The 13,103-nt window shown below is 74.7% G+C and carries 13 protein-coding genes; 7 read left to right on the top strand and 6 right to left on the bottom strand.

Annotated elements, in window-relative coordinates:
- Positions 1-8: 8 nt before the first annotated feature.
- Positions 9-188: a hypothetical protein gene (locus AE652_RS46105; RefSeq protein WP_147409168.1), complete on the bottom strand. Its 180-nt coding sequence runs from the start codon at positions 186-188 to the stop codon at positions 9-11.
- Positions 189-404: 216 nt separating this feature from the next.
- On the opposite strand from AE652_RS46105, the gene AE652_RS02335 reads away from it, so the two are divergent.
- Positions 405-1,604 (top strand): pentapeptide repeat-containing protein, encoded by a 1,200-nt coding sequence (locus AE652_RS02335; RefSeq protein ID WP_049649381.1) that lies wholly within the window; start codon positions 405-407, stop codon positions 1,602-1,604.
- 60 nt (positions 1,605-1,664) lie between these two features.
- Here the strand turns inward: AE652_RS02335 and AE652_RS02330 are convergent, their stop codons facing one another.
- Positions 1,665-2,399: an alpha/beta fold hydrolase gene (locus AE652_RS02330; protein ID WP_049649380.1), complete on the bottom strand. Its 735-nt coding sequence runs from the start codon at positions 2,397-2,399 to the stop codon at positions 1,665-1,667.
- Positions 2,400-2,564: 165 nt separating this feature from the next.
- Entirely contained in the window at positions 2,565-3,950 is a 1,386-nt protein-coding gene (locus AE652_RS02325; RefSeq protein ID WP_049649379.1) for an aspartate aminotransferase family protein, read from the bottom strand.
- Between the two features lie 118 nt (positions 3,951-4,068).
- Here AE652_RS02325 and AE652_RS02320 point away from each other — a divergent pair, with 118 nt between their 5' ends.
- The 3 genes from AE652_RS02320 to AE652_RS02310 all read left to right on the top strand — a co-directional run bounded on the left by AE652_RS02320 (position 4,069) and on the right by AE652_RS02310 (position 7,373).
- Positions 4,069-4,818: an SDR family oxidoreductase gene (locus AE652_RS02320; protein WP_049649378.1), complete on the top strand. Its 750-nt coding sequence runs from the start codon at positions 4,069-4,071 to the stop codon at positions 4,816-4,818.
- A 304-nt stretch (positions 4,819-5,122) separates the two neighbouring features.
- Positions 5,123-5,650 carry a hypothetical protein gene (locus tag AE652_RS02315; protein ID WP_159028323.1) on the top strand — a complete coding sequence of 176 codons (528 nt, stop codon included), beginning with the start codon at positions 5,123-5,125 and terminating at the stop codon, positions 5,648-5,650.
- A gap of 142 nt (positions 5,651-5,792) precedes the next feature.
- Complete coding sequence (locus tag AE652_RS02310) at positions 5,793-7,373, top strand: AMP-binding protein (protein WP_234348188.1); 1,581 nt, start codon at positions 5,793-5,795, stop codon at positions 7,371-7,373.
- Between the two features lie 231 nt (positions 7,374-7,604).
- Here AE652_RS02310 and AE652_RS02305 read toward each other — a convergent pair whose 3' ends face one another.
- Positions 7,605-8,456 carry a helix-turn-helix domain-containing protein gene (locus AE652_RS02305; protein ID WP_049649375.1) on the bottom strand — a complete coding sequence of 284 codons (852 nt, stop codon included), beginning with the start codon at positions 8,454-8,456 and terminating at the stop codon, positions 7,605-7,607.
- Between the two features lie 162 nt (positions 8,457-8,618).
- On the opposite strand from AE652_RS02305, the gene AE652_RS02300 reads away from it, so the two are divergent.
- Complete coding sequence (locus AE652_RS02300) at positions 8,619-9,824, top strand: MFS transporter (protein ID WP_049649374.1); 1,206 nt, start codon at positions 8,619-8,621, stop codon at positions 9,822-9,824.
- A 29-nt stretch (positions 9,825-9,853) separates the two neighbouring features.
- Here the strand turns inward: AE652_RS02300 and AE652_RS02295 are convergent, their stop codons facing one another.
- Positions 9,854-10,816, bottom strand: a complete 963-nt coding sequence (locus tag AE652_RS02295; protein WP_049649373.1) for a GlxA family transcriptional regulator — start codon at positions 10,814-10,816, stop codon at positions 9,854-9,856.
- Between the two features lie 15 nt (positions 10,817-10,831).
- Between AE652_RS02295 and AE652_RS02290 the strand changes: the two genes are divergently transcribed.
- Positions 10,832-11,482, top strand: coding sequence for a cysteine hydrolase family protein (locus tag AE652_RS02290; RefSeq protein ID WP_310593173.1), 651 nt, complete (start codon positions 10,832-10,834; stop codon positions 11,480-11,482).
- A 226-nt stretch (positions 11,483-11,708) separates the two neighbouring features.
- On the opposite strand, the gene AE652_RS02285 is transcribed toward AE652_RS02290, so the two are convergent.
- On the bottom strand, positions 11,709-12,491 hold the full coding sequence (locus tag AE652_RS02285; RefSeq protein ID WP_049649372.1) for an SDR family oxidoreductase: 783 nt from the start codon (positions 12,489-12,491) through the stop codon (positions 11,709-11,711).
- Between the two features lie 103 nt (positions 12,492-12,594).
- Here AE652_RS02285 and AE652_RS02280 point away from each other — a divergent pair.
- Positions 12,595-13,103: sigma-70 family RNA polymerase sigma factor (locus AE652_RS02280; RefSeq protein WP_234348187.1), on the top strand; the 509-nt coding region annotated here is incomplete at its 3' end.

The following is a 13,103-nucleotide window of genomic DNA, read 5'->3' as shown; positions in this document are numbered from 1 at the left end:
GCGCCGGACTAGCCCCGCTGGGCGACCAGCCAGGCGAGCAGGCCGGTCACGGTGGCGCCGCCCGCCGCCGTGGCCATGCCCCGGACGAAGTACAGGGCGACGGTGCGCCGGACGACCCGCCACCGACGGCGCCGTCCGGCCACCTCGCCACTCCGTCCCGCCCCACCGGGCCGACCGTGCTCGAACATCGCGCTCCTCCTCATCCCTCGGGACGGCCGCCTCTCACGGCCTGGATCAACCCTGGCGGCGGACGGAGGCAGCACCGCGCCCGGTCGATGAGACCGGATGAAACCGGAGGCCTGCCGCCAGGAACCCGCGTTCAACTGACAGAACCGCCCCGCCACTTCATGATGGACCGACAGTTACGGACGAAATCTGACAGTCCATCGAGGGGTAGCGCGGCCTTGGCGGGAATCGTCATTCCGACCAGCGAGAAGCTCCCGCCCGGGCCACGCAGGGACCTGGTCGAAGCCCTGCACGGGCTGTACCGGGGCGCGGGCAAACCCAGCCTCCGCGAGATCTCCCTCGGCATCAAGCAGCGCGACGAGCTGCCGACGACGGTGAGCCACGACACCGCGAGCCAACTGCTGCACGGCGTGGCCGTACCCGCCTGGGCGCGGGTGGAGTCCATGGTCCGGTACCTGGCCGGCACCGCCGTCGGGCGGCAGAAGCCGGACCCGGAAGACGAGGTCGAACGCTTCCACCGGCTCTGGCTGGCCGCCGACGACGCGGAACGGGACGTGCCGGCGCCACCCCCCAAGGCGGGCACCACGGATGCGGCGCTACGGGAGGAGCTCCGGTCCACCGACCCGGAGCGCCGCATCGCCGCCCTCTACCGCCTGGAACGGCTCGCCTGGCGCACCCCGCCGCAGGACCAGGAGGCCACCGAGCCGTCCTGGCCGTCGATGCTGCGCGACTTCCTCCGGGAGGCCCGCCCACTCGGGGGTTCCACCAGCCCGGAGCCGGATCCGGCCGAGGACGTCCAGGTGGCGGTGCTGATCCTGGGCCGTCTGCCCGAGCGGTATTCCGGCGGCCACTTCAACCTTTCGCGGCTCGATCTCCGGAACCTGGTCTGGGACGGGGCCCGGCTGTGGCGGGCCAACCTGAGTTCGAGCCTGTTGTCGGGCAGTTCCCTGGAGTACGCGCAGCTGGGAGACGCCCGACTCGTGGAGGCGACCCTCACCGGTGTCGACCTGGACTCCGCCGATCTCACCTCGGCCGACCTCACCCGGTGCGATCTCTCCGGCACGACCATGGTGGACACCAGGATCCCGGACGCGAACCTGTCCGGCGCCGTCCTCACGGGAACGGAGCTGGTGGGCGCCTCGGCCCCCCAGGCCAGGCTGCGGGGATGCAAGGCCTCGGGCGCCGACTTCCGCCACGCCGACCTGAGCGAGACCAGCTTCAAGTGGGCCGTCCTGACGAACTGCCACTTCGACCACGCCAAGCTCGCCAGCGCGGACCTCACCGGCGCGGTGCTGAGCGGCTGTTCCTTCGCCGGCGCCGACCTCTCCCGCGCGCGCTTCACCAAGCGCGGCCTCACCGAGGCCCAACTGACGCCGGCCCAGCTGCAGTCCATCAAGGTCGTACAGAACCCCGACTGACTGACCGCCCCCGACTGACGGCGTTCACGCGCCGCCGACCTTCCGCGCGATGCGACCCGGCTACAGCGCCGCCAGGTAGGCCTCCAGCCGCTCGGCCAGCTCTTCCGGGTGGCCGAGCATCGGGAGGTGGTCGCCCGGCATCTCGTCCGGCCGGAAGCCGAGCCGGTCCTGGACGAGCCGGCGCAGGAAGGCGGGCGGGAAGAACCGGTCGCCGGTGGCCAGCAGGAACCTGGTCGGCACCTGTGGCCAGGCCTCCAGCGGCCACGGTGTCCCGAACGGCGTGGCCGACTGGCGTCGCTCGTGCTCGGTGAGGAGTTCCTCGGCCAGGGCGGGCGGGGTGTCGTGCAGGAAGAGGGCGCGCTCGTCCTCCTCCGCGCCCTCCGCCACGCCCCTGCCGTGGTCGGACTCGCGGCGGGCCTCCGGGTAGCCGGTGTTCTCCCACCACGCGCCCGGCGTCTCCCCCGGCGCCGGCACCTGGGCCTGGAGCATGACCAGCAGGTCCACCGGCAGCCGGGCGCACACCAGCGGGCCGGTGAAGCCGCCGAAGGAGTGCGCGACGACCACGAGCGGGCCCGGCCGGTCTCCGGTCGGCCGTTCAGAAGCCGCCGCCGACGCATCCGACGACGACACCGCCGCCACCGCCGCGTCCGCGTACTCGGCCAGCCCGGCCGTGTCGTCCTCGCACGGCAGGTCCGGCGCGACCACCTCGTGGCCCCGCCCCCGCAGCTCGGCCGCCAGCGGCTCCCAGCACCAGGAATCGGCAGCCGCGCCGTGGATCAGCACGAACATCGCCATGGAACAGTCCCCCTCGTACGCCGGTCAACTCCGGTTTCCCGGAACTCCCTTGCCGCGCGCGAGTGTACGACCCGCCTCCGACAGTCACCGGTGCACCCGCCCGCCTCCGCCCGGCCGCGCGCGGGAAGTCGGACCCGCCGACTTCCCGCGCACAACAGCGCCGGCTCACAGGGTGCGGAACGCGCCCCCCACGGCCTCGCAGGTCTCGTCCAGGTCGTCCTCCGTCACGGCGGCCGAGACGAACCAGCAGGCCATCCCGTACGCGTTGACGTGGATCCCCCGGCGGAGCAGCTCGTGGCGGAACGCGTGGTAACGGGCCTGGTCGCTGCGGAGCAGGTCCCGGTAGTGCCGGGTCGGCTCGCCGTCGGCGGTGAACACCACCTGGAACATCGCCCCCACCCCCTGGACCACGCAGGGGACGCCCCGGTCCCGGGCGGCCCGCCGGACGGCCTCCATGATCCGTCGGCCGCTCTCCTCGACGTGCTTCACGGTGTCCGGCCGGTTCAGCCTGCGCAGCGTCACCAGCGAGGCCGTCGCGGACAGCGGCGAGGCGTTGTACGTGCCGCCGTGCTTCACCCGTCCCTCGGCCACCGGCTCCATCACCTCGCGCCGCCCCGCGAAGGCCGCGATCGGCAGGCCCCCGCCGAGCGCCTTGGCGTAGACGGCGAGGTCCGGCACGACCCCGAACAGCGCCTGGGCGCCGCCGGGGCCGGTGCGGAAGCCGGTGCAGACCTCGTCGAAGACCAGCACGATGCCGCGCGCCGTGCACTCCTCCCGCAGCAGCGCCAGGTATCCCGGCGCGGGCATGGTGCAGGCGTTGTTGGCGACGATCGGTTCGCAGACGACGGCGGCGAGTTCGCCCCGGTGGGCGTCCAGGACCGCGCGCAGCGCCCCCGGGTCGTTCCACGGGCAGACCACGACGTCGCCGACGACACCGGCCGGGATGCCGGCCGAGTGGGGCACGGAGCGCGGCGCGCCGTACGGCCCGGCCTCGGCGACGTCGGGCCGGTTGGAGACGGCCAGGGTGTCCGACCAACCGTGGTAGTGGCCCTCGAACTTGAGCACCTTGGACCGCCCGGTGTACCCGCGGGCGGCCCGCACCGCCCCCTGCACCGCCTCGCTGCCCGAGTTGGCGAACCGGACCAGTTCCGCGCAGGGCACCATCTCCCGGATCAGCTCGGCGAGTTCGACCTCCACCGTGTTGCAGGTGCCGAACATCGTGCCGGCGCCCAGGACGGCACCGAGCGCCTCGGCAAGCTGCCGGTCGGCGTGGCCCAGCACCGCGCTCCCGTAGCCGGCGAGGTAGTCCACGTACGTGTTGCCGTCGACGTCCCGGACCCGCGCGCCCGAACCGCCCACCAGGTAGAGCGGGTAGGGGTCGGGGCCGGTCGAGGTCAGCCGGGCGGAGGAGCTGACGCCGCCCGCCAGCGACTCCTTGGCCCGCTCGAACCACTGCCGGCTGCCGTCGGTCCGGCCCGGTACCGGGCCGGGGACATCCACGTGCGCCGGGCCGCGGCCGTTCGACTGCGCCGCCGGGTTACGGCCATTCATGTGCGACTCCTGTTTGGTCGAGGGTTGTCCGGGCACGCTCGGGGTGCCCTTCGTCGGGACGGGTTCCTGCCGGACGGCATCGCGAGCAGAGCAGAGCGGAGCAGAGGGGACGTGGGGCATGGCGGAGCGGACGGCGGTCGTCACCGGGGCGGGGCGCGGCATCGGGCGGGCGAGCGCGCTGGGCCTGCTGGCGGACGGCTGGACGGTGGTCCTGGTCGGCCGCCGCAAGGAGCCGCTCGCGGAGACGGCCGGGCTTGCCGCCCCCGCCGACCGGGACCGCGCCGTCCCCTTCACCGCCGACATCACCGACCCGGTGGCCGTGGACGGCCTGTTCGAGTTCGTCGAGGAACGGTTCGGACGGCTGGACCTCCTGTTCAACAACGCCGCCGACGTCATGCCGTACACCCCGACCGAGGACGTGGCCGTCGAGGACTGGCACCGCGTGATGGACTCCATCGCCACCGGCACCTTCCTCTGCTCGCGCGCGGCCTTCCGGATCATGAAGCGTCAGACCCCGCGCGGCGGACGGATCATCAACAACGGCGCGCCTTCCGCACAGACGCCCCGCCCGGACTCCGCCGCCTTCACCGCCGCCAAGCACGCGGTGGCCGGGCTGACCCGCTCGCTGTCCCTGGACGGCCGCCGCCACGACATCTCCTGCGGCCAGATCGACATCGGGAACGTGACCCCGCCCGACCACCCCCAGCCGGCCGTCCTCCAGGCCGACGGCTCACGGCGGGTCGAACCGACCATGGACGTGCGGCACGTGGTCGACATGGTGCGGACCATGGCCGGACTGCCGCTCGGGGTGAACATCCAGTCCGTCCTGGTCATGCCCAGCGCCATGCCGTACGTGGGCCGCGGCTAGCGCCCGTCTTCCTAGGCCGACCGGGCGCCGCGCCGCCCCCGCACGGAACGTCGCGACACCGCCCTGACCCATGTTCCGTCCCCCGTCCGGTTGCCGCTGCCGTTCGACCAGCGTCGACCGCGGTTCACCGGGCCGTTGCCCGGATGTCCCCGCGACGCCGCCGAAGCCGACGCCCCGAAGCTTCTGTCCCACCCCGGCCCGAAGCAATCCGCCGACGCGGCGAACGGCCGAAAAGTCGTCTCCCCCTCCCGCGGTGCCCCTCTCGGCGCGATCATCGTGCCGACGCCCGGTCACCACCAGCCCGTTGGGGGAGCCCTTGTTCCGCGACACCCGCCCGCACGGCATCCGCATACCGACGCACCGCGAGACCGCCGAGGAGTGGGGCGAGCAGATCGCCGTGCTCCGCGACGCCCCGCGCGGGTGGCGCTTCCTGCTGGGGCGGCTGTCCTCCGACGGCTACCTCTGCCACCTCGACCTCAACTACCACCTGGACGGCGAACTCGTCGCCGTCGTCCAGACCTCGCGCCCCGTCCCGTCCGGCCACCGGGTGGGCTCCCTCACCACCCCGCGGTCCCAACTCTCCACCTTCCTGGCGAATTCGGACCGCCTCGACCCCCGCATCCACCTCGCCCCGCCGGACGGCCCGCCCACCCCCGGTGAGGTCCGGCTCCACGGCGTCCCCGTCCCCGTCGAGGTCCACCGCAGCCACGGCTGCCGCAGCGCCCTGATCTCCCGGCTCCCCTCCCAGCCCGGCTACGCGATCGTCACCGCCGCGACCGAGCACTGGGCCACCGCCACCGACCTCGCCCTCCGGCCCCCGGCGGCGTTCTGACCACGCGGGCCCCTCAACGGGTGTGCGCCCCGAAACAGGCGCGCGCCCACGATCATTCCCCTGTCCGGGTGACGGACGATCACATTCGGCCCTCCTCGGCAGTTCCCGGACCAGGGGCGGAGGTTGGGGTTAGCCTGTGGACATGGTTGCAAACTACAAGGAAGAAGTAGCCATGCCCGACGCGGAGTTCGTCAGCGGTCCCGCTCTGATCCTCCAGTCCCTCGCCTCCGATCCCGACCGGCAGGCCATCGTCACCGCCGACGGCGCCGAGATCACCGCCGGCGACTTCGCCGCCGCCACCTACCGCCTCGCCCACGAGCTGATCGCCCGGGGCGCCGCCCTCGGCACCACCGTGACCCTGCTGACCGGCAACACCCCCGAGGCCCTGAGCGCCCGGTACGCGGCGGGCCTCGCCGGCGCCCGGGTGGTGAACCTGTACGACGGCATGAGCACCCCGGTCCTGGCCGAGATCACGGCGAGCGTCGACACCACCGTGCTGCTCGTGGACGCCGAACGGTACGCCGCGGCCGCCGAGTTGCTCCCGCTGATCGACGTGCCGACCGTCCTCACCCTCGGCCCCGGGCCCGGCGGCGACCCCGCCGCCCTCGGCGAGGACGCCATCGCCGCCTCCGCCCACCGCCCCGCCGAACCCCCGGACGTCCGGGTCGGGCCGGAGGACGACGTCAGCATCCGCCACACCGGCGGCACCACCGGCATCCCGAAGGGCATCCTCAGCCTGCACGGGCCGCACCGCCGCATCTTCGACATCCCGGTCGGCAGCGACCCCGCCGACGGCGCGCCCCGCTTCCTCGCCGCCACCCCGCTCGCCCACCTGGCCGGCGGCCTCGCCGACCTGGCCCTCCATCACGGCGGCACGGTGGTCCTCCAGCGCTCCTTCGAGCCCGGCGCGGTCCTGGCCGCCATCGAGCGCGAGCACATCACCGACCTCTGGGTGCTGCCGCCGCTGCTCCACCAGCTGCTCGACCACCCGGCGATCGGCCGCACCGACCTGTCCAGCCTGCGATTCCTCGGGTACGGGGGCAGCGCCGCCTCGCCGACCCGGATCCGCGAGGCGCTCAAGGTCTTCGGGCCGGTCCTGGTGGGCCTCTACGGGATGTCGGAGGCGCAGCTGATCTCCTTCCTCACCCCGCAGGAGCACGACCGGATCCGCCCGGGCGGCCAGGTCCCGGTCGGCCGTCCCGTCCCGGGCGTCGAGGTGGCGATCCGCTCCGCCGACGGCACCGACCTGCCGACCGGCGAACAGGGCGAGATCCACCTGCGCTCCGACGCCGTCATGGCCGGGTACTGGAAGCGGCCCGACCTCACCGCCGCGGTGCTCCGGGACGGCTGGCTGAACACCGGGGACGTCGGCTACTTCGACGAGGACGGCTACCTCTACCTCTCCGACCGGGTCAAGGACCTGATCATCGTGGTCGGCGGCCACGTCTACCCCTCCGAGGTGGAGGACCTCCTCCTCACCCACCCGGCGGTCGCCCGCTGCGCCGTCTTCGGCGTCCGCGACGACCAGGAGGCGGAGCACGTCCACGTCGCCGTCGTCCCCGCCCCGGGGCAGCGGCCCGACCTGGACACCCTCCGCGCGTTCGTCACCGAGCGCAAGGGGCGGATCTTCGCCCCCGAGGTGCTGCACCTCGTCGACGAGATCCCGCTGACGCCCGTCGGCAAGCCGGACAAGAAGCGGCTGCGCGCGGCCGCCACGGCCTGAAGGCCCGCACCCGCCGGACCGCACCCGCCGGACCGCGCCGTGCGCGGCCGCCGGGTGGCGGCCGGAGTGGCGGCCGCACACCGAACCGGCACCGGTCCCCACGGGAATCCCCACCCGGCTTCACCCCAAGGTGGGGTTTGGCTCAACACGCCACGGGCCCCGTGCCGAGAAGCCAACGGGGTGGCGGCGCTGAGGGCCGCCACCCCGTCGGCTCCTCCCCCTTCTCCGCCGCTACGGCTGCCGCGACCGCGCCAGCGCGTCGAGCGCCGCCGCGGCGGCCGGGTCCGGGCCGGGGGTGTAGACCTCCAACCGGTGGTCCGGCCGGTCGGGTTGGAGCCACACCTGGTACGTCACCTCCAGCGGCCCGACCGCCGGATGGTCCAGCGTCCTGCTGCCGAAGGTGCACTCCCGCACGTTCCCGCCCGCCCACCAGGCGGCGAACTCCGGGCTCTTCATGCTGAGTTCGCCGATCAGCCGGGCCAGCTCACGGTCCTCCCCGTACCGCCCGGCGACCAGCCGCAGGTAGCCGACATGGGTGCGGGCATAGTGCTCCCAGTCCCGTTCGAGCGCGCGGGTGCGCGGGTCCAGGAACAGCAGCCGGCTCATCGACGGCCGGGTGGCCGGATCGTCCGGCGCCCCGTACGGGAGGTGTCCGGCGAGCAGCGCGTGGCCGAGGCGGTTCCAGGCGAGCACGTCGTTGCGGCGGCCGAGCAGCAGGGCGGGCACGTGGTCCAGCGAGGCGAGGAGGTGCACCGAGCGCGGGTCCGGCTGCTCGACCGGAGGGCGGCTCCGTACGGCCCGGGGCGGGCGGCGGGCGAGGTCGCCCAGGTGGGTGCGCTGGGTGGCGTCCAGGCGCAGGACGCGGGCGATCGCGTCGAGCACCTGGTCCGAGGCGTTGGTGCTGCGCCCCTGCTCCAGCCGGGTGTAGTAGGCGACGCTGATGCCCGCCAGCCCGGCCAGCTCCTCCCGGCGCAGCCCGGCCACCCGCCGGTGCTCGGCCGGCACGCGCAGGTCCAGTTCGGCCGGGGTGACGGCGGCGCGGCACAGGCGCAGGAACTCGCCCAGCTCGCTGTTGGCTCCCATGCCCACCGAGGCTACGGCGGAAGGTTTCCGCAGGCCAGCGCCGTGGGTGACCCTCCGAGGAGTAGGAACGACAGGTGGCTGGCCGGGGGCGCGCGGGGCGCCGGAGCATGGCCCCGTCCGGCCGCGCCCCGGCCCCGCCCCAGCCAAGGACCCTCCACCGCCATGCCCCCCGCCCTGCTCGCGCTCGCCCTCAGCGCCTTCGCCGTCGGCACCACCGAGTTCGTCACGAACGGCCTGCTGACCGCCCTCGCCACCGACTTCGACGTCACCGTCGCCCGCGCCGGGCTGGTCACCACCGCCTACGCCGTCGGCCAGGCCTGCGGTCCGGCGCTCGCCCTGCTCACCCTGCGGATGCCCCGCCGGCGCCTGCTCGTCCTGCTGATGCTGCTGTTCACGGCGGGCAACCTCGCCTCGGCGCTCGCGCCGACCTTCGGCCCGCTCCTGGCCACCCGCTTCCTCACCGGGTGCACCCACACCGCCTTCTTCGGCGTCGCCTCCGTCGTGGCCTCCCGGCTCGTCCCGACGGCCCGGCGGGGAGCCGCGATCGCCCTGGTGTTCACCGGGCTGAGCCTGGCCAACGTGCTCGGCCTGCCGATCGGCACCCTGGCCGGGCAGGCCTGGGGCTGGCGCGGGGCGTTCGTGCTGGTCGCCGTGTTCGGCGCGGCGGGACTGCTCGGCCTGCTGCGGCTCCTCCCCCGTACGGACACCGCCCCCGCCGACGCCCCCGCCTCCGCCGCGCCCTCGCTCCGCGCCGAACTGGCCGTCTTCGCGGACCTCCGCCTCTGGCTGGCCCTCGCCGCGACAGCCGTCGGCTTCGGCGGGCTGTTCGCCTCCTTCACCTTCGTCCAGCCGATGCTGACCGCCGTCACCGGCTTCGGAACGGGCGACGTGGTCTGGCTGCTGGCCGTCTACGGCGCCGGGCTGGTCGCGGGCAACTGGCTGGCCGGCCGGGCCGCCGACCGCGCCCTCGTCCCGACGACGGCGGCCCTGTTCGCGGCCCTCGCCCTCACCCTCGCCCTCTTCACCGCCACCGTCCACCACAAGGGCGCCGCCGTGGCCACCCTCTTCCTGCTCGGCTTCTGCGGCTTCGGCCTGCTCACCCCGACCCAGGCCTACGTCCTGCGGGTCGCGGGCCGCGACTCCGCCCTGGTCGGCACCGCCAACACCGCCGCCTTCGGCGTGGGCATCACCCTCGGCTCCCTGCTCGGCGCCGCCGTCATCGAACACGGCGGCCCCCACCCCGGCACCGCCCTCCCCCTCACCAACCTCGCCGGCGCCGCCATGACGGCCCTCGGCCTGCTGGTCTTCGCCCTCTCCGCCGCGACCGGCCCCCGCCGCCCCGCCACCGCTCCATCAACTCCCGGATGACGTCACCCGGTTCAACCGGTCCGAACCGCTCAGCCCTCCTCGCGGCCGCGGAAGGCCCGGCGGTACTCGCGGGGGGCGACGCCGACCCGGTCCACGAAGACCGGCCGCAGGGAGACCGCGGAGGCGAAGCCGCAGTGGGTGGCGACGGTGTCGACGGGCAGGTCGGTCTCCTCCAGGAGGCGCTGGGCGGCGAGGACGCGCTGGTCGAGGAGCCAGCGCATCGGGGTGGTGCCGGTGGTGGCGGTGAAGCGGCGGGCGAAGGTGCGTTCGGACATCAGGGCGGCGGCGGCCATCCGGCGCACCGTCCAGGGGGTGTCGAGGGAGGCCAGGACCTCGGCGCGGAGGCGGGCCAGCGGGTCGTCGCCGACGGCGGCGTCCGGGACCGGGGAGGGCAGGAACTGGTTCTGGCCGCCCGCCCGGAAGGGCGCGGTGACCATGGCGCGGGCGATGGTGGCGGCGGCCCGCTGGCCGTGGGCGGTGCGGACGAGGTGCAGGCAGAGGTCGATGCCCGCCGCGACGCCGGCCGAGGTCCACAGGCCGTCGCCGCCGGTGAAGAGCACCTCCGGCCGGACCGTCACCGCCGGGAAGCGGCGGGCGAGTTCGGGGGCGAGCGCCCAGTGGGTGGTGGCCTCGCGGCCGTCCAGCAGGCCGGCCTCGGCGAGGACGAAGGCGCCCGCGCAGAGCGAGGCGATCGGGACGCCGGCCGCGGCGACGGCCCGCAGGGCGCCCAGGACCTCCGGGGTGTGCCGGGCCCCCGGGTCCTCGACGCCCGGCACCACCACCAGGTCGCAGTCGGTGAGCGCGCCCAGGGCGTGGTCGGGGAGCCGCTCCAGCCCGCCGCCCAGCCGCACTCGGGCGCCCTCCGGCCCGCAGACCCGCAGGTCGAAGAGGGGCTGGCCGGGCCGGATGGCCCGGTTCGCCCACACCTCGCCGATCACGGCGTAGTCGAAGGCCCGGACACCGTCGAAGATCAGGCAACCCACCGTACGCATGGCAGGAATCTATCGATGGTCGGCATCTCCGCCCATCACGCCTCCCCGGTACCGCCGACCACCATGGACGGCATGACGAACCTCGACGCCTTCGACGCCCCCCTCGCCCTCGACCCCGACGCCGTCCTGCTGCTCATCGACGTCCAGAAGGGCTTCGAGGCCCCCGCCTTCGGCCCCCGCGACAACCCGCAGGCCGAGCAGCGGATGGCCGAGCTGATCACCGCCTGGCAGGACACCGACCGCCCGATCGTCACCGTGCAGCACGACGGCCCGGGCACGCCGCTGGCCGGGGGCACCCCGGGGCACGACCTGAAGGACTTCGTCGCCGGGCTCACCCCGGCGCTGCACGTCACCAAGACCGTCAACAGCGCCTTCTACGGCACCCCCGACCTGCACGCCTGGCTGCAGGAGCGCGGCGCCCGGCAGGTGGTGGTCACCGGGATCATCACCAACGTGTGCTGCGAGACCACCGCCCGGATGGCCGGCAACCTCGGCTACGACGCGATCTTCCCCACCGACGCCATGCACTCCTTCGACATGGCCGGCCCGGACGGCACCACCATCCCGGCCGCCGACCTCGCCCGCGCCACGGCCGCCACCCTGCACGCGATGCGCTTCGCCAAGGTGGTGACCACCGAGGACGTCACCGGAGCCGCCCGGGCCTGAACAGCGGCTCGTAGGCGTTGCCCTCCTCGGCATTGAGCAGCGCGTACGACGCCCCGGGGCCCAGCGCGAGCTCCCGCAGCCGCGCCAGGGCCCCGAAGGCCGGGGGACGTCGGGCCCGAGCACGGCGGCCGGGGGGCCGCTGAGCCCGAGCGCGGCGGCGGAGTCGGCGCGGACGGCGTCGAGGAGGGGCACGGCGGCCACCCCACGGACCACGACGGGGCAGCCGTCAGGCCGCCAGCCGCTCCGCCAGGTACTCCTCCCAGGTCCGCCGCCCGTGGTCGGCGCCCGCCGGGGCCAGGTTCTCCCCCGCCCGGTACGCCCGCCCGACCTTGCCCGGCACCCGGAGCGGCAGCCGCCGGCGGCTGCGGCCTCGAGCCGCGAGGTAGCCGCGGGTCAGCTCCTCCATCGCGTACACCGTCGGGCCGGCCAGGTCGGGCACCGCCCCGGCCGGCTCACCCAGCGCCAACTCCACTAGCCGGGCGGCGACTTCCCGCACGTCCACGGGCTGCCAGCGGACCCCGCCGGGGGCCGGGACGAGCGGCAGCCGGGCCGTCTTCTCCGCCACCGTGAACGCCAGGTCGTGGAACTGCGCGGCCCGCAGGACCGTGTACGGCAGGCCCGAGTCGGCCACCGCCCGCTCGGCGGCGTGCTTGGCCCGGAAGTAGCCGAGCGGCAGCCGGTCCGCGCCGATCACCGAGATGTACACCAGGTGCCGCACCCCGGCCCGCCGGGCGGCGGCGACCAGCAGCCGGGTGGCGACGTCGTCGCCCTTGGGGCCGCCCGCCAGGTGCAGCACGGTGTCCACGCCCGCCAGCGCCTCGTCCAGCCGGGCGGCCGCCGTCGCCGGGTCGCCGAGCAGGTCGCCGCGCACGTACGCGACGCCGTCGGCGTCCGGGCGCTCCCGCCGGCTGAGCACCCGCACCGGCAGCCCGGCCGCGCGCAGCAGCGGGACCACCTGCCGGCCCAGGGTCCCGGTACCTCCGGTGACCAGCACCGTGTTCTTCGTCATGACCGTCTCCGATTCGTCCCGGGAGGGGAGTTGATCTCCCCGCCGCGGCCGTTGTTGGGTGACTCCTGCTGCCCTGACCCCCGGCGACGAAGGAATGTGACACGTGGACGAGAAGGTGGACGGGGAATCCTCCCGGACCGCGCTCTTCGAGGAGCACCGCCCGCACCTGCGCGCGGTCGCGTACCGGATGCTCGGCTCGATCAGCGAGGCCGAGGACGCCCTCCAGGAGGCCTGGCTCCGCTACGACCGGACCGACACCGCCGGGGTGGACAACCTCGGCGGCTGGCTGACCACGGTGGTCTCCCGGGTCTGCCTGAACCTGCTGCGCACCCGCGCCCAGCGCCGCGAGGAGCCGCTGGAGCCCGCCGGGCCGGGCGGCGAGCCGGGCCCGCCGCGCATCCCGGACCCGCTGCTGCGGCGCGAGGGCGTGGTGGACCCGGAGCAGGAGGTGATGCTCGCGGACTCGGTCGGGCTGGCGCTGATGGTGGTGATGGAGTCGCTGTCACCGGCCGAGCGGGTCGCCTTCGTGCTGCACGACCTGTTCGCGGTGCCGTTCGAGGAGATCGCCCCGCTGATCGAGAAGACCGCCGCCGCCACCCGCCAGCTGGCCAG

The sequence above is a fragment of the Kitasatospora sp. MY 5-36 genome (genome assembly GCF_001182915.1).
In the GTDB taxonomy this organism is placed as follows: Bacteria; Actinomycetota; Actinomycetes; order Streptomycetales; family Streptomycetaceae; genus Kitasatospora.
This window is presented reverse-complemented; position numbering and strand designations above follow the sequence as displayed.